This window comes from Roseomonas acroporae (genome assembly GCF_023223525.1).
Taxonomy (GTDB): Bacteria; Pseudomonadota; Alphaproteobacteria; order Acetobacterales; family Acetobacteraceae; genus Roseomonas_E; species Roseomonas_E acroporae.
In genome coordinates this window covers 122146-145280 of sequence record NZ_JALPRX010000038.1, presented here as the reverse complement: position 1 = coordinate 145280, position 23135 = coordinate 122146, and the positions used below count along the sequence as shown (strand labels likewise).

General features: G+C 75.3%; 17 protein-coding genes. 8 read left to right on the top strand and 9 right to left on the bottom strand.

Translation table 11 applies throughout. The features are described from left to right. Nucleotides 1–106 precede the first annotated feature (106 nt). From M0638_RS10435 to M0638_RS10425, 3 genes are all read left to right on the top strand, one after another. Nucleotides 107–1567: a SulP family inorganic anion transporter gene (locus M0638_RS10435; RefSeq protein ID WP_248666921.1), complete on the top strand. Its 1461-nt coding sequence runs from the start codon at nt 107–109 to the stop codon at nt 1565–1567. 184 nt (nt 1568–1751) lie between these two features. Next, a complete protein-coding gene (locus M0638_RS10430) occupies nt 1752–4130 on the top strand; it encodes a xanthine dehydrogenase family protein molybdopterin-binding subunit (RefSeq protein WP_248666920.1) in 2379 nt (792 codons plus the stop codon). A 79-nt stretch (nt 4131–4209) separates the two neighbouring features. Next, nucleotides 4210–5139: a LysR family transcriptional regulator gene (locus tag M0638_RS10425; protein WP_248666919.1), complete on the top strand. Its 930-nt coding sequence runs from the start codon at nt 4210–4212 to the stop codon at nt 5137–5139. A 30-nt stretch (nt 5140–5169) separates the two neighbouring features. Here the strand turns inward: M0638_RS10425 and M0638_RS10420 are convergent, their stop codons facing one another. Continuing rightward, nucleotides 5170–6225, bottom strand: coding sequence for a Bug family tripartite tricarboxylate transporter substrate binding protein (locus M0638_RS10420; protein ID WP_248666918.1), 1056 nt, complete (start codon nt 6223–6225; stop codon nt 5170–5172). 215 nt (nt 6226–6440) lie between these two features. On the opposite strand from M0638_RS10420, the gene M0638_RS10415 reads away from it, so the two are divergent. From M0638_RS10415 to M0638_RS10400, 4 genes are all read left to right on the top strand, one after another. Next, nucleotides 6441–7472, top strand: a complete 1032-nt coding sequence (locus M0638_RS10415; protein WP_248666917.1) for a Bug family tripartite tricarboxylate transporter substrate binding protein — start codon at nt 6441–6443, stop codon at nt 7470–7472. Nucleotides 7473–7477: 5 nt separating this feature from the next. Continuing rightward, nucleotides 7478–8707 carry a CaiB/BaiF CoA transferase family protein gene (locus M0638_RS10410; protein WP_248666916.1) on the top strand — a complete coding sequence of 410 codons (1230 nt, stop codon included), beginning with the start codon at nt 7478–7480 and terminating at the stop codon, nt 8705–8707. After that, nucleotides 8704–9618 (top strand): hydroxymethylglutaryl-CoA lyase, encoded by a 915-nt coding sequence (locus M0638_RS10405; RefSeq protein WP_248666915.1) that lies wholly within the window; start codon nt 8704–8706, stop codon nt 9616–9618. Before M0638_RS10410 ends, M0638_RS10405 begins: the two co-directional genes overlap by 4 nt. Before the next feature lie 362 nt (nt 9619–9980). Then, entirely contained in the window at nt 9981–11048 is a 1068-nt protein-coding gene (locus M0638_RS10400) for a hypothetical protein (RefSeq protein WP_248666914.1), read from the top strand. 114 nt (nt 11049–11162) lie between these two features. On the opposite strand, the gene M0638_RS10395 is transcribed toward M0638_RS10400, so the two are convergent. The 5 genes from M0638_RS10395 to M0638_RS10375 form a co-directional block, all read right to left on the bottom strand. Next, nucleotides 11163–11492, bottom strand: a complete 330-nt coding sequence (locus M0638_RS10395) for a 2Fe-2S iron-sulfur cluster-binding protein (protein WP_248666913.1) — start codon at nt 11490–11492, stop codon at nt 11163–11165. Continuing rightward, nucleotides 11492–13252 carry an FAD-binding protein gene (locus M0638_RS10390; protein WP_248666912.1) on the bottom strand — a complete coding sequence of 587 codons (1761 nt, stop codon included), beginning with the start codon at nt 13250–13252 and terminating at the stop codon, nt 11492–11494. The genes M0638_RS10395 and M0638_RS10390 overlap by 1 nt, the downstream gene beginning before the upstream one ends. A gap of 189 nt (nt 13253–13441) precedes the next feature. After that, the gene (locus tag M0638_RS10385) at nt 13442–13672 is read right to left on the bottom strand and encodes a hypothetical protein (RefSeq protein WP_248666911.1); all 231 of its coding nucleotides are present in this window, start codon (nt 13670–13672) and stop codon (nt 13442–13444) included. A gap of 182 nt (nt 13673–13854) precedes the next feature. After that, nucleotides 13855–14754, bottom strand: a complete 900-nt coding sequence (locus M0638_RS10380) for a transglycosylase SLT domain-containing protein (RefSeq protein WP_248666910.1) — start codon at nt 14752–14754, stop codon at nt 13855–13857. Between the two features lie 82 nt (nt 14755–14836). Then, nucleotides 14837–15298 (bottom strand): Lrp/AsnC ligand binding domain-containing protein, encoded by a 462-nt coding sequence (locus M0638_RS10375; RefSeq protein ID WP_248666909.1) that lies wholly within the window; start codon nt 15296–15298, stop codon nt 14837–14839. A gap of 136 nt (nt 15299–15434) precedes the next feature. Between M0638_RS10375 and putA the strand changes: the two genes are divergently transcribed. After that, nucleotides 15435–19145, top strand: coding sequence for a trifunctional transcriptional regulator/proline dehydrogenase/L-glutamate gamma-semialdehyde dehydrogenase (gene putA / locus M0638_RS10370; RefSeq protein ID WP_248666908.1), 3711 nt, complete (start codon nt 15435–15437; stop codon nt 19143–19145). Between the two features lie 134 nt (nt 19146–19279). On the opposite strand, the gene M0638_RS10365 is transcribed toward putA, so the two are convergent. The 3 genes from M0638_RS10365 to M0638_RS10355 form a co-directional block, all read right to left on the bottom strand. Further along, entirely contained in the window at nt 19280–20176 is an 897-nt protein-coding gene (locus tag M0638_RS10365; RefSeq protein ID WP_248666907.1) for an alpha/beta fold hydrolase, read from the bottom strand. A gap of 82 nt (nt 20177–20258) precedes the next feature. After that, the gene (locus M0638_RS10360) at nt 20259–21041 is read right to left on the bottom strand and encodes a pyridoxine 5'-phosphate synthase (RefSeq protein WP_248666906.1); all 783 of its coding nucleotides are present in this window, start codon (nt 21039–21041) and stop codon (nt 20259–20261) included. A gap of 379 nt (nt 21042–21420) precedes the next feature. Next, nucleotides 21421–22881, bottom strand: a complete 1461-nt coding sequence (locus tag M0638_RS10355; protein WP_248666905.1) for an amidase — start codon at nt 22879–22881, stop codon at nt 21421–21423. Nucleotides 22882–23135: the final 254 nt, after the last annotated feature.

Below are 23135 nucleotides of genomic sequence, written 5' to 3'. Positions count from 1 at the left end.
GCCGCCTGCCGCCGGTGCCCGGACCGCGGCCCGCCGGGAGGCGGCCCCGCCCTGCCCGGCGGGACACGCCGCCCCGCCATCCTCTCCCGCCCCGGATGCCCCGCGCATGAAGCTGGCGCGCTACCGCGACGAGTGGTTCGGCAACGTCCGGCGCGACGTCCTGGCCGGGCTGGTCGGCACCTTCGCGCTGATCCCGGAGGTGATCGCCTTCTCCTTCGTGGCGGGGGTGGACCCGGCGGTCGGGCTCTACGCCTCCTTCGTGATCGGCGTGGTGATCGCCTTCGTGGGCGGCCGGCCGGCCATGGTGTCGGGGGCGGCGGGCTCGGTGGCGCTGGTGGCGGCGGCGCTGGTGCGCGGGCACGGGGTGCAGTACCTGCTCGCCGCGACTCTGCTGACGGGCCTGCTCCAGCTGCTGTTCGGCCTGCTGCGGCTCGACGTGCTGATGCGCTTCGTCTCGCGCTCGGTGCGCACCGGCTTCGTCAACGCGCTGGCGATCCTGATCTTCTCGGCGCAGGTGCCGCAGATGCTGGGCGTCTCCTGGCCGACCTACGCGCTGATCGGGCTCGGCCTGCTCATCATCTACCTCGTGCCGCGGCTGACCGAGGCGGTGCCCTCGCCGCTGATCTGCATCCTGGTGCTGACGGCGCTCAGCGTCGGGCTGGGCCTCGACGTGCGCACCGTGGCCGATCTCGGGCACCTGCCGGACAGCATGCCGGTGCCGGTGCTGCCCGAGGTGCCGCTTTCCTGGGAGACGCTGGCGGTCATCGGCCCCTACGCCGTGGCGATGGCGACGGTGGGGCTGCTCGAATCGATGATGACGGCCGGGGTGGTGGACGATCTGACCGACACCAACAGCTCCAAGCGCGCCGAGTGCACGGGCCTCGGCATCGCCAACGTGGCGGCCGGGCTGTTCGGCGGCATCGCCGGCTGCGGCATGATCGGGCAGACGGTGGGCAACGTCCGCTATGGCGGGCGGGGGCGGCTCTCCACCTTCTGCGCCGGGCTGTTCCTGCTGGTGCTGATGGTGCTGCTGCGGCCCTGGGTGGCGCAGGTGCCCGTGGCGGCGCTGGTGGCGATCATGGTCATGGTCTCGGCCAGCACCTTCGCCTGGGGCTCGCTGCGCGACCTGCTGGTGCATCCGAGGGTGTCGAGCGCCGTGATGCTGGCGACGGTCGCGGTGGTGGTGGCGACCAGCAACCTCGCCCTCGGCGTGCTGGTGGGGGTGCTGCTCAGCGGCGTGTTCTTCGCCTTCAAGGTGATGCGGATGATGCGGGTGGAAAGCGGATACGACCCGGCCACCGATACCCGCACCTACACCGTCTCGGGGCAGGTGTTCTTCGCCTCGGCCGACATGTTCGCCGACAGCTTCGACCTGCGCGACCCGGCCCGGCAGGTGCGCATCGACCTCCGGGCGGCGCATCTGTGGGACATCACCGCCGTGGGGGCGCTGGAGGGCGTGGTCACGAAGCTGCGACGCAACGGCCGGGCGGTGGAGGTGGTGGGGCTGAACGAGGCCAGCGCCGGCATGGTGGAGCGGCACGGCGGATTCAGCCCGGTGGAGCCGTGAGTGCCCTCGCCCGGGTCCCGCGGCGCGCCACGGCCGCTGCCCGGCCGCGTGCCGGGCGGCCGGCCCCGCGCCGCCCGCCCGTCACGCCGCGCCCGTTCCGCCTGTCGGAAGGGGGTCGCGCATCGGGGCAAGCTGCCCTAACCTCCCCTTCCGTTCCTGCGCTGCAGCAAGAAGGCGGATGCCCATGCCCGACACACTGAGCTTCGACCCGACCCGGATGCGCTTCGGTGTGGGCCAGCCGGTGCCGCGCAACGAGGACCCGGTGCTGCTGCGCGGCGAGGGCCGCTACACGGACGACCTGAGCCTGCCCGGCCAGGCCTGGTGCGTGATGGTGCGCTCGCCCTACGCGCACGGCGTCATCCGCGGCATCGACGTGGAGGAGGCGAAGGGGATGCCGGGCGTGCTCGGCGTCTTCACCGGCGCCGACCTCGCGGCCGAGGGCTACGGCGTGCTGCGCTGCGGCCTGCCGCTGAAGAACCGCGACGGCTCGCCGATGAAGGCGCCGGAGCGCGCGGCGCTGCCGACCGACAAGGTGCGCTTCGTCGGCGACGCCGTCGCCTTCGTGGTGGCCGAGACCAAGGCCCAGGCGCGCGACGCGGCCGAGGCGATCATGCCCGACATCGACGCGCTGCCCGCCGTGACCGAGGCCGCCGCCGCGCTGGAGCCGGGCGCCCCCGTACTCTACGACACCCACCCCGACAACGTGGCGCTCGACTTCCTCTACGGCGACGAGGCGAAGGTGGCGGCCGCCTTCGCGCAGGCGGCGCACGTCACGACGCTTTCCATCCGCAACAGCCGCATCGTGGTCTGCGCGATGGAGCCGCGCAGCGCCATCGGCGACTACGACCCGGAAACGGGCAAGTACACGCTGCGACTCGGCTGCCAGGGCGCCTTCGGCATGCGCGCCCTGATGGCGGGCGACATGCTGAAGGTGCCGAACGAGAAGCTGCGCATCCTGACCGGCAACGTGGGCGGCTCCTTCGGCATGAAGGCGGCGCTGTATCCGGAATATGTCTGCCTGCTGCACGCGGCCAAGGTGCTCGGCCGCCCGGTGAAGTGGACCGACGAGCGCAGCGGCTCCTTCCTCTCGGACGCGCATGGCCGCGACCACGAGATCGAGGCCTCGCTGGCGCTGGACGCGGCGGGCAGGTTCCTCGCCGTGCGGCTCAAGGCCTACGGCAACCTCGGCGCCTACATGACCAACGTCTCGCCGATGATGGCCTCGGCCAACCTCACCAAGAACGTGCAGAGCAACTACACGATCCCGCTGATCGAGGTGGCGACGAAGTGCGTGATGACCAACACCACGCCCGTCTCCGCCTATCGCGGCGCCGGCCGGCCCGAGGGCAACTACATCATGGAGCGGCTGATCGAGGCGGCCGCCGCCGAGATGGGACTCGATCCCATCGAGATGCGCCGGATCAACCACATCCGCCCCGAGCAGATGCCCTACAGCGCCGCCTCCGGCAGCACCTATGACAGCGGCGAGTTCACCGCCGTGCTGGACGAGGCGCTGCGGGAGGCCGACTGGGACGGCTTCGCCGCGCGCAAGGCCGAGAGCGCGGCGCGCGGGAAGCTGCGCGGGCGCGGCATCGGCAATTTCCTGGAGGTGACGGCGCCGCCGCAGAACGAGCAGGGCGGGCTGCGCTTCGAGGCGGACGGCACGGTGACGATCATCACCGGCACGCTGGACTACGGCCAGGGCCACTGGACGCCCTTCGCCCAGGTGCTGCACGCCCAGCTCGGCGTGCCCTTCGAGAAGATCAGGCTGCTGCAGGGCGATTCCGACGAGCTGATCGCGGGCGGCGGCACCGGCGGCTCGAAGTCGCTGATGGCCTCGGGCGCCGCGATCATGAAGGCCGCCGGCGAGGTGATCGAGAAGGGCCGGGCGGCCGCCGCGCACCTGCTGGAGGCGGCGCCCGCCGACATCGAGTTCGACCCCGCCGAGGGGCGATTCGCCATCGCCGGCACGGATCGCGGCATCGGCATCATGGAGCTGGCGGCGCAGCTGCGCGCGGCGAGGGAGCAGCCGGGGGCGCTGCCGGAGGGCGTGCCGGACGACCTCGGCGTGCGCACCGTGTTCGAGAGCGCCCCCTCCGCCTACCCGAACGGCTGCCACATCGCCGAGGTGGAGGTCGATCCGGAGACCGGCATCGCGCATGTGGTGCGCTACGCCACGGTCAACGATTTCGGCGTGATCGTGAACCCGCTGCTGGTGGCGGGCCAGGCGCATGGCGGCATCGTGCAGGGCATCGGCCAGGCGCTGTACGAGAGCGTGGCCTACAGCGAGGACGGCCAGCTCCTCTCCGGCTCCTTCATGGATTACGGCCTGCCGCGCGCCGAGGACGTGCCGAGCTTCGGCTTCGCCTCGCACGCCGTGCCGGCCAGGACCAACCCGGTCGGCGCCAAGGGCTGCGGCGAGGCGGGCTGCGCCGGCTCCCTGCCCGCCGTGATGAACGCGCTGGTGGACGCGCTCTCGGAATACGGCGTGCGGCACATCGACATGCCGGCGACGCCGGAGCGGATCTGGCGCGCCATCCACGAGGGGCGCGCGGCGGCCTGAGCATTCCCGCGGCCGGGCGCGTCCGTGCCCGGCGGCAGCGCCGCCACGGATGCCGCCGGCGGGAGGGGGCGAGGCGCCGATGAGCGAGGCACGGACGCGCCGGCGGATCGGCGCGGCAGCGCGCCGGCTGGATCCGGTCAGCCTGCGCCTGTTCCGCGCCGCCGTGGAGGAACGCAGCCTGGCCCAGGCCGCCGAGCGCGAGGCGATCGCGCTCTCCGCCGCCAGCCGGCGCATCGCCGAGCTGGAGGCGCGGCTCGGCACGGCGCTGCTGCGCCGCCACGACCGGGGCGTCGCGCCCACGGCGGCGGGCGAGGTGCTGATGACGCATCTCGCCACGCTGTTCGACCTGCTGGACCGCATCGGCGCCGACATGGACGCCTTCGCCGCCGGCGCGCGCGGGCATGTGCGGCTGCAGGCCAACATGTCCGCCGTCTCCAGCGTGCTGCCCGAGGCGCTGGCCGGCTTCCTGCCGGCGCATCCCGGCATCCGCCTGACGCTGGAGGAGCGCTACAGCGCGGACATCCTGCACGCGGTGCGGACCGGCTCGGCCGATATCGGCCTGCTTTCCGGCACGGAGCGGGCGGCGGGGCTGCACCTGCTGCCCTGGCGGGAGGACCGGCTGGTGGTGCTGCTGCCCGAGGGGCACGCGCTGCTGGCGCGCGACGCGCTGCGCCTCGCCGATCTCGACGGGGTCGACTTCGTCGGGCAGTCGCCGGAAACCGCGTTGCAGAAGCTGTTCCGCCGGCAGGCGGCGGCGCTGGGGATGGCGCTGCACGAGCGGGTGAACGTCTCGGGCTTCGACGGGGTGCGACGGATGGTGGAGGCGGGGCTGGGCGTCGCCATCCTGCCCGCCACGGCGGCGCTGCCCTATGCCGGGCTGATGCGGATCGCGACCCGGCCGCTGGCCGAGGACTGGGCGAGACGGCCGCTGGTGCTCTGCACGCGCGAGCCGGCCACGCTGCCGGCCGCGGTGAAGGTGCTGGTGGCCTACCTGCTGCGGCCGGCCTGATGCCTCCTTCCCGGAGGGCCCTGGCCGGGATCAGTCCATCCGCAGTCCGGCCGAACGGACCAGCGCCGCATGGCGCTCGATCTCGTCGGCCAGGAGGCGGCGCAGCTTCTCCGGCGGGCCGCCGGAGAAGCGCTCCGTGATCTCGAGCCCCTGCTGGCGCAGCCGCTCCCGCAGCGGCCCCCGGAGCAGCTCGTTCACCGCCCCGTTCAGCGCGGCCACGACAGGCGCCGGCGTGCCGCGGGGCGCGAGCCACGCGAACCAAGTGCCCATCACCACCGCCGGATAGCCCTGCTCAGCCGCGGTGGGCGAATCCGGCAGCACCTCCACGCGCTGCTCCGCCAGCACGGCGAGCACCCGGACCTGCCCACCCTGCAGCAGCGGCACCGTGCCGGGGGCGCCGAGGAACATCGCGTCGAGGCGGCCGGCCAGCAGGTCGGCGGTCGCGGCGGCGGCGGAGGTGTAGGGGACGTGGGCGAGCTGCGTGCCGCTCGCCTGCGCCAGCACCGTGCCGGCGAGGTGCATGGAGCTGCCGTTGCCGGTGGAGCCGTAGGTGACCTCGCCGGGCCGCGCCTTCGCCAGCGCGACGTAGTCGGCGAGCGTCCGCAGCGGCGAGTCCCGCCCGACGATCAGCGTGTTGGAGATGGCGCCGAGCAGCGCGATCGGCTCGAAGTCCCGCTGCGACTGGAAGCCGGGATTCGGGTACAGGGCGAGGTTGGTGGCCAGCGGCCCCGCCCAGCCGAACAGCAGCGTGTGGCCGTCCGCCGGCGCCCTGGCGGCCGCCACCATGCCGACATTGCCGGAGGCGCCCGAGCGGTTCTCCACCACGAAGGGCTGGCCGAAGCGTTGCGTGAACTCCTGCGCGCAGAGGCGCGCCAGCGGGTCCGAGGAGCCGCCCCCGGCGGCCGGCACGATGATCCGCACCGGCTGGCGCGGCCAGGGCGCCGCGTCCACCGGCGCCGTCCCGCCCTGCGCACCCCCGCCCTGCCCGTCCTCGCCCTGCGCGCCCCTGCCCTGCGCCCACGCGCGCCCGACGAGCCCGGCCCCGACCGCGCCCAGCAGGGCACGGCGCCCCGTCCGCATGCCCATTCCCGAAACCTTCCTCCGCTTCCGCCCTGCGGCGGTTTCCGCCGCAATTTCCCGGGCGGCGGCGTTTTGTCCATAGGCGCGCCGGGCCGGCCGCCGCTGGCGATGCAGCGAAACCTGCCTTGCCGAAACAGAGGTGGCCGCGCGCGCCGACCGGCGGCATGGTCGCGGCAAGCAACGCCGCCGGTGCCGTGCGGCACAGGCAGGAGGACCGGTCCATGCACCCGACACGACGATGCCTGCTCGCCACTCTGCCGGCCAGTCTGGCGGCCAGTCTGGCAACCGGTCTGGCGGCCGGGCTGACCGGCCACGCCGCCCGCGCCCAGGGGACGGGCCAGGCGACAGGCCAGGGCGCGCTGCCGTCCGGTCCGGTCACGCTGATCGTGCCCACCGCCGCCGGCACCACCGACTTCGCCGCCCGCCTGCTGGCCGAGCCGCTGGCCCAGCGCCTCGGCCAGCCCGTGGTGGTGGAGAACCGCGCCGGCGCCAACGGCGCCATCGGCAGCGGCGCCGTGGCGCGCGCGAAGCCCGACGGGCTGACCCTGCTGGTGCAGTACTCCGGCTACCACGTCGGCTCGCCGGCCGTGGTGAGCAACCTCGGCTACGACGTGCGCAAGGATTTCGCGCCGGTGGCGCTGCTGATGGACAGCCCGCAGGTGCTGTTCGCCAACCCGCGCGTGCCGGCGCGCACCCTCGCCGAGCTGATCGCCTACGCGAAGGCGCATCCGGGCGAGCTGAACTACGCCTCCTCCGGCAACGGCTCGATGCAGCATCTCGGCACGGAGCTGCTGAAGCAGCGCGCCGGGATCGACCTCGTGCACGTGCCCTATCGCGGCACCGGGCCGGTGACGCAGGACCTGCTCGCCGGCCGCGTCGAGCTGTTCATGACCACGCCGCCGCCGCTGATGCCCTATCTGCGCGACGGCTCGCTGCGGGCGCTCGCCATCACATCGGCCGAGCGCCACCCGGCGCTGCCGGACGTGCCGACGCTGGCGGAATCCGGCCTGCCGGGGCTGACCATCGTCGCCTGGTTCGCCGTCTTCGCCCCCGCCGCCACGCCGGCGCCGGTGCTGGCACACCTCACGCGTGCGATCGACGCGGTGGTGGCGACGCCGGATTTCCGCCGCCGCGCCGAGGAGCAGGGTGCCGTGATCCGCGCCATGACGCCGGCCGAGCTGGGCCGTCGCGTGAACGACGAGCTCGACGAGTGGACCCGCGTGGTCCGTGCCGCCAACATCCGCGCGGAGTGAGCATCATGACCGAACCGAACCGCGACGACGGCTCCAACGACGGCCCCTTGGCCGGTTTCCGCGTGCTGGAGCTGGGCCACTACGTCGCCGCCCCCTTCGCGACGCGCCTGCTCGGCGATCTCGGCGCCGAGGTGATCAAGGTCGAGCCGCCGGGCGGCGATCCGGTGCGGCAATGGGGCGCCCGCTACAAGGGCTCGGCGCCGTGGTGGAGCGTGCATGCGCGCAACAAGCGCTGCATCAGCCTCGACCTCAAGAAGCCCGAGGCGCGCGCCGTGGTGCTCGACCTCGTGAAGCACTGCGACGCGCTGGTGGAGAATTTCCGCCCCGGCCAGCTCGCCCGCATGGGGCTGGGCGAGGCGGAATTGCGCGCCGCGCGGCCCGACCTCGTGATCGCCCGCGTCTCCGGCTACGGCCAGGACGGGCCGGACCGCGACAAGGCGGCGTTCGGCGTGATCGGCGAGGCGATCGGCGGGCTGCGCCACCTGACCGACCACCCGCCCGGCACCTCCGACCTGCCGCCGGTGCGCGTCGGCGTCAGCATCGGCGATTCGGTGGCCGGCATCTACGCGGCGCTCGGCGTGGTGGCGGCGCTGCTCAGGCGCGAGCGCACCGGCCGGGGCGGCGAGATCGACGTGGCGCTGACGGAATCGATCTTCAGCCTGCTGGAAGGCGCGCTGCCGGAATACGGCACGCTGGGCACGGTGCGACAGCCGACGGGCGGCGCCATCGCCACGGCGGCGCCAACCAACGCCTACCGCGCGCGCGACGGCGTGTGGATGCTGATCGCGGCGAATTCCGATCCGCTGTTCCGCAGGCTCGCCGCGCTGATGGGCCAGCCGGGTCTGGTCGAGGATCCGCGCTTCGCCGGCAACCAGGCGCGCTGCGCCAACACGAAGGTGCTGGACGCGATCATCGGCGAATGGGCCGGCGGGCTGGACGCCGACGCGCTGGAGGCGGCGCTGCGCGACGCCAACATCCCGCACACCCGCGTCTACACCGTGGCCGACATCGCGGCGGACGCGCAGTTCCGCGCCCGCGGCATGGTGCAGGAGGTGGCCGACCCGATGCTCGGCGCCGTGCTGCACCCCGGCGTGGTGCCGCGCATGGACCACACGCCGAACGCGCCCCGCTCCACCGGCCCGGCCGTGGGCGCGGACAACGCCTCCGTGCTGGGCGAGGTGCTGGGCTACGACGCGGCGCGCATCGCGTCGCTGAAGGAAGGGGGCGTGCTGTGAAGGCCACGCTGATCGAGGTCGCGCCGCGCGACGGCTTCCAGCCCATCGGGCCCTTCATCCCGACCGACGACAAGGTCGCCTTCGTCGAGGCCGCGCACGCCGCCGGGCTGCGCCGGATCGAGATCGGCTCCTTCGTCAACCCGAAGGCCGTGCCGCAGCTGCGCGACACCGCCGAGGTGCTGCGACGCACCGCCCATCTGCCGGGGCTCGACGCGCAGATCCTGGTGCCGAACCCGCGCGGCGTGGCGCTGGCGCTGGAGGCGGGGGCGCGGCACCTCGTCTACGTCATCTCGGCCTCGGACGCGCACAACCGCTCCAACGTGCGCCGCGACACGGCGGATTCGACGCGCGAGTACGGCGAGGTCATGGCCGGGCTGCCGGCGGGGATCAGGGTTCGGCTGAACCTCGCCACCACCTTCGACTGCCCCTTCGACGGGCGGATGGACCAGGCCCTGGTGCTGGACCGGCTCGCGCGCATGCTCGAGCACCGCGCCGATGTCGAGGTCGGGCTCTGCGACACCACCGGCCGCGCCGATCCGGACCACGTCGCGGCGCTCTCGGCCGAGTGCCTGCGCCGCTTCGGTGCCAGCGGGGGAGAGGGCGGCACGCGCTTCGTGTTCCACGGCCACGACACCTACGGGCTCGGCCTCGCCAACGTCGCCGCCGCCTGGCATGCCGGCATCACCGGCTTCGACGCGGCCTTCGGCGGGCTCGGCGGCTGCCCCTTCGCGCCGGGCGCCACCGGCAACACCGCCACCGAGGACGTGGTGTGGATGCTCCACCGCATGGGGGTGGAGACGGGGGTGGATCTCGACGCGCTGGTGCGGCTGGCGGCGCGCGCGGCGGCCCTGCCGGGCGCCTCGCCGGGCGGGCGGGTGCGCGCGGCGATGACGGGCGCCTGCGCGGCGTAGGGCGGGGGCTTCGCCCCTGCGACCCCACCAGGGAAGGCTCTGCCTTCCCCGGACCCCATCCGCCAGGAACCTCAGGTTCCTGGACCTCCGCCGGCCTTGGGCCTCGCAGGGTGAACCGTCGGGTCTGGAATCCTGACGGGGGGTCCGGGGGGCTTCGCCCCCGGCGGGGATGCAAGGGGCAGCGCCCCTTGCTGGGGTCGCAGGGGCGAAGCCCCCGCACCCCCGCCGGCGCAAACCTCCCCGCGCGCCGCCGGCGCGAAGCCTCCCCGCACCCCCGCCGGCGCGAAGCCTCCCCGCGCACCGCTGGCGCGAAGCCCCCACCCGATGCAACCTCCCCCTGCCGGGCACTGGGGAAGAACGCGATGACCGCCAGACCCTTGCTGGCCGCCCTGCTCGGCGGCGCCCTGCTGCTGGCCGGCCCGGCGCGTGCCGTGGACGAGGACGCGCCGAACCGGCGCCCCGTGCGCGTGGTGGCGCCGGCGCGCCTGCCGGTCGCCACCCCGGCCGGGCAGGGCGTGCTGCCGCTCTACGTCTCGCAGGACTGGTCGCGCCCGTTGCCGGGCGTGACACGCGCGCTGATCGTCATCCACGGCCGGCTGCGCGACGCCGACGTGTACGACGCCACCGGCGAGCGGGCGGTCGCGGCCTCCGGCACCGGTGCCGCCACGCTGCTGGTCACGCCGCAATTCCTGGCCGGCATCGACGTGCCGGCGCATCGCCTGCCCGACGACACGCTGCGCTGGACGCTGGAGGGCTGGCAGGGCGGCGACCCGGCCGAGGGCCCGGCCCCCCTCTCCTCCTTCGACGCGCTGGACGCGATCCTGGCCCGGCTGGCCGACCGCGCGCTGTTCCCGGCGCTGCGGCAGGTGGTGGTGGCCGGGCATTCCGGCGGCGGGCAGGTGGTGCAGCGCTACGCGGTGCTCGGGAAGGGTGGCGAGGCACTGGGGCGGGCCGGCGTGGCGCTGCGCTACGTGGTCGCGAACCCGTCCTCCTACGCCTATTTCGGCCCGGAGCGGCCGGACGGTCCCCCCGGGGAGAATCGCGGCTTCGCGCGGCCGGACGCGGCCGCCTGCCCCGGCTACGACCGCTGGAAGTACGGCATGCAGGGGCTGCCGCCCTATGCCGGCAACGCCGCGCCCGCCGCGCTGGAAGCCGGCTACGTGGCGCGCGACGTGGTCTACCTGCTCGGCACCGCCGACACCAACCCGCGGCATCCGGCGCTGGACCGCTCCTGCATGGCCGAGGCGCAGGGGCCGTACCGCTACGCGCGCGGCCTCGCCTATCTCGCCGACCTGCGCCGCCGGCACCCGGAGGGGCTGCGCCACCGCCTGCTGGAAGTGCCGGGCGTGGGGCATGACGGCAACGCCATGCTCACCTCGGCCTGCGGGCTGGCGGCGCTGTTCGACCGGCCGGGCTGCGGCGGGCCGTAGCGGCCTGCCGCCCTACGGCGAACCGCGGTCCGGTCGGGACTGCGGTTCGCCGTAGCCCGCTGTTCCCGGCGCGGATCCACGCCGCCGGGCGTGTCCGCCCGACGGCGATCCGCCCTATTCCAGCCGCTCGTCGGGCGGGGCGATCACGGTGGCGAGGTCGCGCAGCAGCCGCTTGTTCGGCAGCGGGTCGAGCCGCATCTCGCGCGGCTCGAGGCGCGCGGTGCAGGCGTACACCACGGCCCCGTCCAGCAGCATCATGCACTCCTTGCAGGCGTTCGCGTTGAGGCAGGCGTAGCGCACGGCGAGAGTCGGGTCCTGCTCGGCGCGGATGCGGCGCAGCGCGTCGAGCACGGACTGGCCGGGCTCGAAGGGCACCTCGAAGGCCTCATGGCGGGGCGGCTCGGCGGCGGTGCCGCGCCGGATCAGCAGGCGGGCGGTCTCCATCACGCGGCCTCCGCGAGGACCGGGGCGCGGTCGAGGCGCAGCGCGCCGCCGTCGAGGCGGACGATCTGGTTGAGCGTCCAGCCCGGGTCGGTGTCGGGGAAGTCCTCGCGCTGGTGCGCGCCGCGGCTCTCGGTGCGGGCGGCGGCGGCGAGGACCACGGTCTCGGCGACGAGCAGCATCTGCCGCAGGTCGAACCAGTCGAGCCTTGCGAGGTCGTGCGGCCGGGGCCGGCCGGGCGGCAGCGCGCCGGCCTCGGCGCGGATCGCGGCCAGCGCCCCGGCGGCCCGCGCCAGGCCGTCGGCGGTGCGGAACGGGCCGACATGGTCGGACATCGCCGCCTGCAGCCGCGCCACCAGCGCCGCCATGTTGGGGGCGGCGCCGGCCGCCGGCTCCGGCCCGCCGGCGCCGGCGAGGGCCAGGGCGGCAGCGGCGGCGGCCGGGTCGAGGCGCGGCGCCACGCCGGCGGCGACACGGCGCGCGGCGGTGCGGCCGGCGGCGCGGCCGAAGGCCAGCGCCTCGGTGATGGCGTTGCCGGAAAGCCGGTTGGCGCCGTTGGCGCCGCCCACCACCTCGCCGGCGGCGAGCAGGCCGGGCACGCCGGTCTCCATGTCGGTGTCCACGCGCACCCCGCCCATGTGGTAGTGGGCGATCGGCGCCACCTCCACCGCGTCCCGCGTCAGGTCGATGCCGTTGCCGGCCAGCCGGTCGATCACCGGCCCGAAGGCGGCGCGCAGCTCGGCCTCCGGGATGTGGGTGAAGCTCAGCCACGCCCCGCCATGCGGCGAGCCGCGCCCGGCCGCCACCTCGCGCGTGATGGCGTAGGTGGCGAGGTCGCGCGTGGCGCGGTAGCGGCCGCCATCCTCGGCGCCGTAGCGGTCGATGAACTCCTCCATCGCGCCGTTCAGCAGCCGGCCGCCCAGCTTGTAGCGGAACGGGTCCCACATGATCGGGTCCATGCCGACGAGCCGCGGCGCGAGGTGGCCGATCGGGAAGAACTGCACGAATTCCATGTCGAGCAGCGCGGCGCCGGCGCGCAGCGCCAGCGCGTAGCCGTCGCCGCCCATGTTGGAGGAGGCGCTGTTGCGGCGGTAGAGGCGCGTCAGCCCGCCCGTGGCGAGGATGGTGGCGGCGGCGGCGATGGCGAGCGGCGCGCCCGTCGTCATGTCGAAGCCGACCGCGCCGGTGACGGTGCGGCCCTCGGGGCCGTCCTGCAGCACGAGGTCGGTGACCACCACGTCGCCCAGCCGGCGGATCGCCTTGTGCCGCTGCGCCTGGGTGCGCAGCGTGCGCGAGACGGCGGGGCCGGTGCTGAGGAAGTCGACATAGACGCAGCGCGGCCGGTCATGGCCCGGCGCCTGCACCTGCCGCAGGCCGTCCCCCTCGCGTGCCCAGCCGACGCGCCAGCGATCCATCTCCAGGATGCATTCCGGCCCCTCGCGGCAGAGCAGCGCGGCGAGGCGCGGGTCGCACAGGCCGCGCCCGGCGGCCAGCGTGTCGTGGAGGTGCCGGCGCCAGTCGTCGTCGGGCGCCACGGCGGCGGCCACGGTCATCTGCGCCATCACCGTGGCGCCGCCGCGCCCGATCAGCGAGCGGTCGAGCAGCAGCACGCGCGCCGCCCCTTGCCCCTCTCCCAGGCCCTCTCCTTGCCCCTCTCCCTGGCCCTCTCCCTGGCGGGCCGCCTCGATCGCGGCGTAGAGGCCGGCACCACCGGCGCCGATGACGAGGATGTCGGTTTCCATCTGGATCGGTGCTGCGGGCAACGCGCCTGGTCCTTCTACGTGCCGATGCCGGGCCGGGCACGCAAGATATGTGCCGGCAACCACCCATCCACCGGGTCCGGAATCCTCCCGGCCCCGCCGTCACGGACGATTCGGCCAGGCCGGAAGGCGGCATGGCCGCCGGGTCCCGGAAGGCGGCGCCTGGAGGGACTCGGGAAGGCCCGTGCGGCCTCAGCGGGCCGGCAGCAGGGCGACGACCGGTCGCCGGAGCGCCGCCGCCGCGCCGGCCCGGACGAGCTGGTCGGCATAGCCGTCGTCCGGCACGCGGTGGCGCGGGGTGGTGCGCTGGCCTTCCGGCAACGGGTGGTACCAGGCCGGTCGCTGCGCCTCGTCCGCCATGTCGGCGCACCCGGCCAGGGTGGCCGATGCCAGGACCGCGAGCAGCAGCCTGCGAACTCCCATGCTGGTCCCGCTCTCCGTCGCCATGCGGGAAACGGCGGATGCCGGGCCGGCACGCATCCCGCAACGCGCCGCCGGCCGGCCCGGACAGGACCAGGGCGCCGGCCTGCCGCCATGCTAGCCCAGCCGGCGGATGCGGGATACCGCCCGGGCCGCGGCGGCGGCGTCCGCGACGGGGCGGCGGGTCATTCCGGCCGTGACGCTTCCGGCCGGGCCGCCCCCACAGGCGCCACCCCGACAGGCGCCGCCCCCACAGGTGCCGCCCCCACAGGTGCCGCCACGGCGGGAGACGCGCCGGGAGTGGCCGTGCCGGGGCGGGGTGCCTCCGGCCTCGGCGGCTCGCCGCGCAGACAGGCGAAGCGCGGGCGGCGCGGCGAGACGAACAGCATGCTGGGCGGGCGGCGCTGCGCCTCCGGCGTCAGGAAGCGCCGCGCCTCCTCCGGGCCGCCGACCAGCAGGGTGGCGACGTAGCCCGCCGCGCAGCTCGGCGCCACGGCGGGCGGCAGCGGCACGGCGCCGCCGCGGTCCCAGGCGTTGCCGAGCTGCGCCATGGCGACCCGCCGGTAGTAGGCGGCGCCGCGCACCACCTCGCCGGAGTGGTAGCGCGCGATCGCCAGGCCCCAGTCGCCGGTGCGGCTGCGCAACGTGTTCAGGAAGCGGATCGCGTAGCGGACGTTGGCGAGCGGGTCGAACGCCTCCTCCAGCGTGGCGAAGGCGGCGGGGTGGCTCTGCAGGTTGATCTGCATGCAGCCCACATCCACCGAGCGGACGCCGCGCCCGAGCAGCGCCGCCACCTCGGCCACGGCGCGCGCCTTGCCGGGCGGCACGTTGCCGTCGCCGGCGGCGTTGTAGGCCCAGGGCCAGGGCTCGGCCCGGCCGGCGCCGGGAATGGCGCGGCCGCTCTCCACCAGCGCGATGGCGCCGAGCAGGCCGGGCGGGATGCCGGAGCCGGGCTCCAGCGCGGCGATGGCGCGGCGGCAGAGCGTCCAGTCCTCGCCGGCCGCCGGCTGGGCGCGGGCGGTGCCGCCGGCCAGGAAGGGCAACGCCAGGAAGGGCAGCGCGAGAAGGGGCGGAAGCCGCGGCATGGCCCTGTTTGGCCCGCCCGGCGCGGGGTTGGCAATCGCGCCGCGGGCCGGGGCCGAGGCGGGGGCGGGGGCGGGGGCGGCGCTACAGGGGCAGAGGCCCGTCGGACTTCACCTCCTCCATCACGGCGTAGGTGCGGGTCTCGCGCACGCCGGGCAGGCTGAGCAGCACGTCGGAGAGGAAGCGGCGATACGCGGCCATGTCGCGCACCCGCGTCTTCAGCAGGTAGTCGAAGCCGCCGGCCACCATGTGGCACTCCAGCACCTCGGGCGCCCGGTTCACCGCCGCGGCGAAGCGGTCGAAGACATCCGGCGTGGTCTTGTCGAGCAGCACCTCGACGAAGACCAGCAGGCCGAAGCCCAGGCGCCGCGTGTCGAGGCGGGCGCCGAAGCCCGTCACCCAGCCTTCCTTCAGCAGCCGCCGCATCCGCTCGCTGGCCGCCGCCGGCGACAGGCCGACGCGCTCGGCCAGCGCCAGGTTGGTGATCCGGCCCTCGCGCTGGAGGATGCCGAGGATCATGCGGTCCGTCCGATCCACATCCTGCATCCGTTTCGGCTCCTCCGCCGCCCGACCGTCGATGATTCGGACAGACTGCCGAATAGCCGATGGAGATTCGGCGCGGTCAACACCAGAGTCGTCGCCACCTGCTCCCGGGTGTCCTCCTGCCGGAACGAGGCCGACGATGTCCCCCGACGCCCTGCCCATGCCGGCCGCGACCGCCGCCCCGCCCCCCTTCGACGCCTTCGCCCGCGAGGTGCGCGATCAGGCGGAGCGCCGCACGGGGCTGCGCGCCGCCGTCACCGCCGCCTGCCGCCGGCCGGAGCCGGAATGCCTGCCGCCGCTGCTCGACGCCGCCGCCCTGGCGCCGGCCGAGGCGGACGCGGCCGCCGCGCTGGCGCGCCGGCTGGTGGCCGCGCTGCGCGGCCGGCGGCGCGGCGGCGGGGTGGAGGCGCTGGTGCAGGAATTCTCGCTCTCCTCCCAGGAGGGCGTGGCGCTGATGTGCCTGGCCGAGGCGCTGCTGCGCATCCCCGACACGGCGACGCGCGACGCGCTGATCCGCGACAAGATCGGCGGCGGTGCCAAGGGGGGCATGGACTGGCGCCGGCATCTCGGCCATTCGCCCTCGCCGTTCGTGAACGCCGCCACCTGGGGGCTGGTGGTGACGGGCAGGCTCGCCGCGACGAACAGCGAGGCGGGGCTGGGCGCCGCGCTGACGCGGCTGATCGCGCGCGCCGGCGAACCGGTGATCCGGCGCGGCGTCGACCTCGCCATGCGGCTGCTGGGCGAGCAGTTCGTCACCGGCCAGACCATCGGGGACGCGCTGGCGCGCAGCCGCGCCATGGAGGCGAAGGGCTTCCGCCACTCCTACGACATGCTGGGCGAGGCGGCGACCACGGCGGCCGATGCGGAGCGCTACCGGCGCGACTACGAGGCGGCGATCCACGCGATCGGCCGCGCCTCGGCGGGGCGGGGGATCGTCGAGGGGCCGGGAATCTCGATCAAGCTCTCGGCGCTGCACCCGCGCTACGCCCGCGCGCAGCGCGGGCGGGTGATGGCCGAGCTGCTGCCGCGCCTCGCCGATCTCGCCGCGCTGGCGCGCCGCTACGACATCGGGCTGAACATCGACGCCGAGGAGGCGGACCGGCTGGAGCTGTCGCTCGACCTGCTGGAGGCGTTGTGCCACGACGCGCGCCTCGCTAGCTGGAACGGCGTCGGCTTCGTCATCCAGGCCTACCAGAAGCGCGCGCCCTTCGTGGTGGACTTCGTGATCGACCTCGCGCGCCGCACCGGGCGGCGGATGATGGTGCGGCTGGTCAAGGGCGCCTACTGGGACGGCGAGATCAAGCGGGCGCAGGTGGACGGGATGCCGGGCTTCCCGGTCTTCACCCGCAAGGTCCACACCGACGTCTCCTACCTCGCCTGCGCCCGCCGGCTGCTGGCCGCGCCCGACGCGGTGTTTCCGCAATTCGCCACGCACAACGCGCACAGCCTGGCCGCGATCCACGAGATGGCCGGCCCCGCGCACCACACGCCCGGCCAGTACGAATTCCAGTGCCTGCACGGCATGGGCGAGCCGCTCTACGAGGAGGTGGTCGGCCCCGGGAAGCTGGACCGCCCCTGCCGGATCTACGCGCCGGTCGGCACGCACGAGACGCTGCTCGCCTACCTCGTCCGGCGGCTGCTGGAGAACGGCGCCAACTCCTCCTTCGTGAACCGGGTCAACGACCCGGCGGTGCCGGTGGAGGCGCTGGTCGCCGACCCGGTGGCGGCGGCGCGCGCCCTCGTGCCCGTCGGCCGGCCGCATGACGGCATCGCCCTGCCGCGCGACCTGTTCGGCGCGTCGCGGCGGAATTCCGCCGGGCTCGACCTGAACGACGAGGACCGGCTGGCCGCCCTCGCGCCGGTGCTGGCGTCGGCGGCGCCGTTGCGCGCCACGCCGCTGCCGCCGGCCGAGGGAATGGCAGGGGGGGCGATGCGCGAGGTGCGCAACCCGGCCGACATGCGCGACCTGGTCGGCCACGTGGCGGAGGCGACGGCGGAGACCGTGGCGGCCGCCCTGGCCCGCGCCGAGGCCGCCGCCGCCGGCTGGGCCGCGACGCCGGCCGCCGAACGCGCCGCGGCGCTGGAACGCGCGGCCGACGCGATGGAGGAACGGATGCCGGCGCTGCTCGGCCCGCTGGTGCGCGAGGCCGGCAAGTCGCTGCCCAACGCGGTGGGCGAGGTGCGCGAGGCGGTGGACTTCCTGCGCTACTACGCCGGCCAGGCGCGCGGGCTGGATGCCCCGGCGCACGCGCCCCCGGGAAGGCCGCTGGGGCCGGTGGCGTGCATCTCGCCCTGGAACTTCCCGCTGGCGATCTTCACCGGGCAGGTCGCGGCGGCGCTCGCCGCGGGCAACCCGGTGCTGGCCAAGCCCGCCGCGGAGGTGCCGCTGATCGCGCACCTCGCCGTCTCGCTGCTGCACGGGGCGGGCGTGCCGGCCGGGGCGTTGCAGCTCCTCCCCGGCGACGGCGCGGTGGGTGCGGCGCTGGTGGGCGACGCGCGGGTGCAGGGGGTGATGTTCACCGGCTCCACCGAGGTGGCGCGGCTCATCCAGCGCGAGCTGGCGCGGCGCCCGGGCGCCGGCGGCCGCCCCGTCCCGCTGATCGCCGAGACCGGCGGGCAGAACGCGATGGTGGTGGATTCCTCGGCGCTCGCGGAGCAGGTGGTGGCGGACGTGCTCGCCTCGGCCTTCGACAGCGCCGGGCAGCGCTGCTCCGCGCTGCGCGTGCTCTGCCTGCAGGAGGACGTGGCGGACCGCGTGCTGACGATGCTCAGGGGCGCGATGGCGGAGCTCGCGATTGGCAACCCGGACCGGCTCGCCACCGATATCGGCCCGGTCATCACCGGGGAGGCGCGCGCCGGCATCCAGGGCCATGTCGACGCCATGGCCGCGCGCGGCCACGCGGTGCATGCCATGCCGCTGCCCGGACCCTGCCGCCACGGCCATTTCGTCGCGCCGACGCTGATCGAGATCGGCCGGATCGCGGACCTCGAAGGCGAGGTGTTCGGCCCGGTGCTGCACGTGCTGCGCTTCCGCCGCGACGGGTTGGCGGCGCTGATGCGCGACGTCGCGGCGACCGGCTACGGCCTGACCTTCGGCGTGCACTCGCGCCTCGACGAGACCATCGGGCGGCTGTCGGCGCTGAGCACCGCCGGCAACCTCTACGTCAACCGCAACCTGATCGGCGCGGTGGTCGGGGTGCAGCCCTTCGGCGGGCACGGGCTATCCGGCACCGGCCCCAAGGCGGGCGGGCCGCTCTACCTGCGCCGCCTGCTCGCCGTCGCCCCGTCGGCGCCCGACCTGCCGCCGGTGCCGCCCCGCCCGGCGGTGGCGGCGCTGGACGCCTGGCTGCGCGGGCGCGGCGAGACGGCGCTGGCGGCACGCTGCGCGGCGCAGGCCGCGGCGTCGCGCGTCGGGCTGGAGATCGCGCTGCCCGGGCCGGTGGGCGGGCGGAACCTGTATTCGCTGCACCCGCGCGGCACGGTGCTGTGCCGGGCGGAGACGGCGGCGGGGCTGCTGTGCCAGCTCGCCGCCTGTCTGGCCACCGGCAACGCGGCGCTGGTGCGCGCGCCGGAGGCCGTCGCCGCCGTGCTGCGCGGCCTCCCGCCCGCCCTGGCCGCCCGCATCGCCCCGGCCGCGGACGTTGCCGCCTGCGACGCGGTGCTGTTCGAGGGCGACGACGCGGCGCTGCGCGCGCTGCTGCGCGAGGTGGCCGAGGCGCCGGGCGCGGTGCGACCGGTGCTGGCGCCCGAGGCGGACGGGAACTGGCGCCTCGACATGCTGATGGCGGAACGCGCCGTCAGCACCAACACCGCCGCGGCGGGCGGCAATGCCAGCCTCATGAGCCTCTGACACCGGCGGCGGGACCGCCCGACCGGCCCCGCGGAAAGGCGGGCGAAGGGTCTTTCAGTTCTTCGCGGGTGCCGGGGCGGAGCCCCGGGCGGTTCGGCCGGCGGCGAAATCCACCTCGGTGCACGCGCGGCGAATCAGGCGATCCTGCCGGCACGGCAGTCCAGGACCGCCCGCGCGAACGCCTCCGGCGCCTCCTGCGGCAGGTTGTGGCCGACGCCGGGCACGGCGCGGTGCGCGTGCGGGCCGGTGAAGCGGCGGGCATGGCTGGCGGTGCCGCCGATCGAGGAGACGCCGTCGGCGTCGCCGTCGAGCGTGATCGCCGGCACGGCGATCGGGGGCTGCGCGGCGAGGCGGCGCTCGATGTCGAGGCAGGCCGGGTCGCCTTCCACCAGGGCGAAGCGGTGGCGGTAGGAGTGGATCACCACGTCGACGAAGTCGGGGTTGTCGAAGGCGGCGGCGCTGCGTTCGTAGGTGGCGTCGTCGAAGCGCCAGGTGGGGGACCAGAGCTGCCAGAGCAGGCGGCAGAAGGCGCGCCGGTCCTTCTCCAGCCCGGCGCGGCCGCGCTCGCCGTGGAAGTAGTACTGGTACCAGAGGCGGTGCTCCATCGCCGGCGCGGCGGGGCGCGCGGCGCGGGCGATGTCCTGGATGTTGTAGCCGTTGACGGAGACGAGGCCGCTCGCGCGCTCCGGCCACAGCGCCGCGACGACGCAGGCGGCGCGGCCGCCCCAGTCGTAGCCGGCCAGCAGCGCGTGCCCCAGCCCCAGCGCGTCGAGCAGCGCCAGCAGGTCGGCGCCCAGCGCCGCCTGCTCGCCGGAGCGGAGCGTCGCGGGCGAGCGGAAGCGGGTCGGGCCGTAGCCGCGCAGCCAGGGCACGATCACGCGCGCGCCCTCGGCGGCGAGTCGGGGCGCGACCTCGGCATAGGCGTGCACGTCGTAGGGGAAGCCGTGCAGCAGCACGACCGGCCACCCGGCGGGATCGCCGGTCTCGAGATAGGCGACGTCCAGCGTGCCGGCCTCGACGTGCTTCAGCATGGCGTGTCCTCCCGGCCACCGTGGCGGCGCGGCGTCGCGCCGGCGCGTGGCGGCCATGCCCGCGCCCGGGGCCGGCGCCGGTTCATGGCACGGCATCCTCGGCCGCATCCCCGGGCACGCCGTCCCCGGGCACGGTGTCTCCGCGCGCGGCATCGAGCAGGGCGCGCATGCGGGCGATCGCGGCGGGCAGGCCCTCGAACACGCTCTGCGCGATCAGGAAATGGCCGATGCTGACCTCGGAAAGTTCCGGCAGGGCGGCGACGGGGGAGACGTTGCCGTAGGTCAGGCCGTGGCCGGCGTGGCAGGACAGGCCGGCGGATCGCGCGGCGGTGGCGCCGTTCCGCAGGCGGGCGAGATGCGCCTCGCGCGCCGCGCCGCCGGCCTCGGCATAGGCGCCGGTGTGCAGCTCGACGGCGGCGGCGCCGATCAGGTGGCAGGCGGCGATCTGCGCGGCGTCCGGCTCGACGAAGATCGCGACCTCGATGCCGGCGGCGGCGAGTCGGGCCACCTGCGGCGCGAGGGATTCGGCGAAGCGCAGCACGTCGAGCCCGCCCTCGGTGGTCAGCTCGGCGCGCTTCTCGGGGACGATGCAGCACGCCTCGGGGCGCAGCCCGCAGGCGAAGGCGACCATCTCCTCGGTCGCCGCCATCTCGAAGTTCAGCCGCGTCGGCACCTCGGCGCGCAGGCGGAGCACGTCGGCGTCGCGGATGTGGCGGCGGTCCTCGCGCAGATGCACGGTGATGCCGTCGGCGCCGGCCTCGATGGCGAGGCGCGCGGCCTCGACCGGATCGGGGAAGGTGCCGCCGCGCGCGTTGCGCAGCGTGGCGACGTGGTCGACGTTCACCGAGAGTCGGAGTCGCTGCATCGGGCCGGGAGCTTCCTTCGGGGCTTTCATCGGCAGGGGGCGCCGCGTCGGGGCCCGGCCGGCGCGTGCCGGCGGCGCGGCGGCACCCCCGGCCGCCCGGCGGCGACACGCGGCGGGCGGCGCGGACCGGAGGATGCGGGAGGCGCGCCCGGCGGTCTACAGCGGAACGCGGTCCGGCGCGGGCGGGCGCTCCGTGGCCTTCCTTCGCGTCCCGTGCGGCCTCGCGGCCGCGGGCGCTGCCGCCTTCCGGCGGTTCGCGACGGCAGGTCGGGCTGGCAGGTCGGGCCGACCGGTCGGGCCACCTGTCGGGCCACCGGGCGGCCGGCCAGGGCGCGGCACCCGCCCGGCGTCCCGGCCGCCGCGCCCGGCCCCTGCCCCGTCAGCCCGTCACGTGCACCGCCGGCCGCCGCCCCGCGTTCCAGCGCCCGTCGAGCGCCCGCTCCATCTGCGCCGCCAGCTGCAGCAGCAGCCCGTCGCCGGCCTGCCGCGACAGCGCCTGGATGCCCATGGGCAGTCCGTTCTCCAGCATGCCGAAGGGCAGCGAGATGCCCGGGATGCCGCAGAGGTTGGCCAGCGGCGTGTAGGCGAAGTGGCGCCAGAGGTTGGCGAACCAGTCGTGCACCGAGGGATTGTCGCTGATCGTCAGCAGCTCGGTGGTGCCGACCGGCGGCGTCGGCGCGGCCATGGTCGGCGTCAGGATCACGTCCCACTTCTCGAAGAAGTCGCCGAAGGCGCGCGAGGTGGTGTTGAACACCGCCTGCATCCGCGCCCGCTCCGTGTAGGAGGTGCCGATGCCGGCCTCCCACAGCCTTATGTTCATCGGCTCCACCAGCCCCTCGGGCGGCCGCTCCAGCCCGCGCGGCGCCAGCAGGTTGGCGATGGTCTGCGCGAAATTGCTGATGTAGCAGGTGGTCTGCGCGGCGAAGGCGGAATCGAAGTCGATCGGCGGCAGGACATGCTCGACATGGTGGCCGAGCCCTTCGAGGAAGCGGCCGGCGCGCTCCAGCTCGGCCACGATGTGCGGCGTCGGCCGCGCCGCGCCCCATTCGTGCGAGAGGGCGATGCGCAGCGGCCGCGGGTCGCGCTCGATCAGCGTCGAATACGGCTCCTCCGGCTGCCAGAAGGGCATGAACTCGCCCGGCGCGCCGCCGCGGCAGGAATCGACGAACAGCGCCGTGTCGCGCACCGTGCGGCTCTGGCAGCCCTGGATCGAGACCAGGCCGGAGAGGTCGGAAAGCCCGGGCGCGATCGAGAACACGCCGCGCGAGACCTTGAGGCCGATATTGCCGCACACCCCGGCCGGGATGCGGATCGAGCCGCCGCCATCGGTCGCGTGGCTGAGCGGCAGCACGCCCGCCGCGACGGCCGCCGCCGTGCCGGCCGAGGAGCCGCAGCTCGTGTAGCCCGTGTCCCACGGGTTGCGCGTGACGTAGACGGCCGGGTTCTCGGCCGAGGAGCAGACGCCGAATTCCGGCGTGGTGGTGCGGCCGATGATGTTGAGCCCGGCCTGCCGGATGCGCCCGGCGAGGAAGCTGTCCGCCGCCGCGCGGTTACCGCGCATCAGCAGCGAGCCCATCTCCTGCAGCCGCCCCTTCAGCGTCGGGCCGAGATCCTTCATCAGGTAGGGCACGCCGGCGAAGGGGCCGTCCAGCGCGGTGCCGTTCCCCGCCGGGTCGGCGACCGCGTCCCCGAACACCTCGACCACGGCGGAGACGGCCGGGTTGACCTTGGCGACGGCGGCGGCGGCCTGGGCGGCGATCTCGGCGGGGGTCAGCTCGCCCGCGCGCACGCGGCCGGCCAGCGCCACCGCATCGTGCCGCGTCCACTCGTCCCAGCTCATCGCCAATGTCATGTCGCGTGCCGCTCCGGATCGTTCGGGGCGGGGAGCGTAGGGCATTTCCGGGCCGGGCGCGCGGGACGGGGCGGAAAATGCGCCGGGGGGGGGCGGCGCGGCGCCAGGGCGCCGAGGGCCTGTCGGTCGCCTTCCGTGAAGGCCGGAGGACGGCGCGCTCGACGGCGCAGCCTTCGAGCCGTCGCCCACGGAAAGGGCGAATGCCGGGATCGACGCGCGGAAGCGCGCCGGCCGCCGGAACC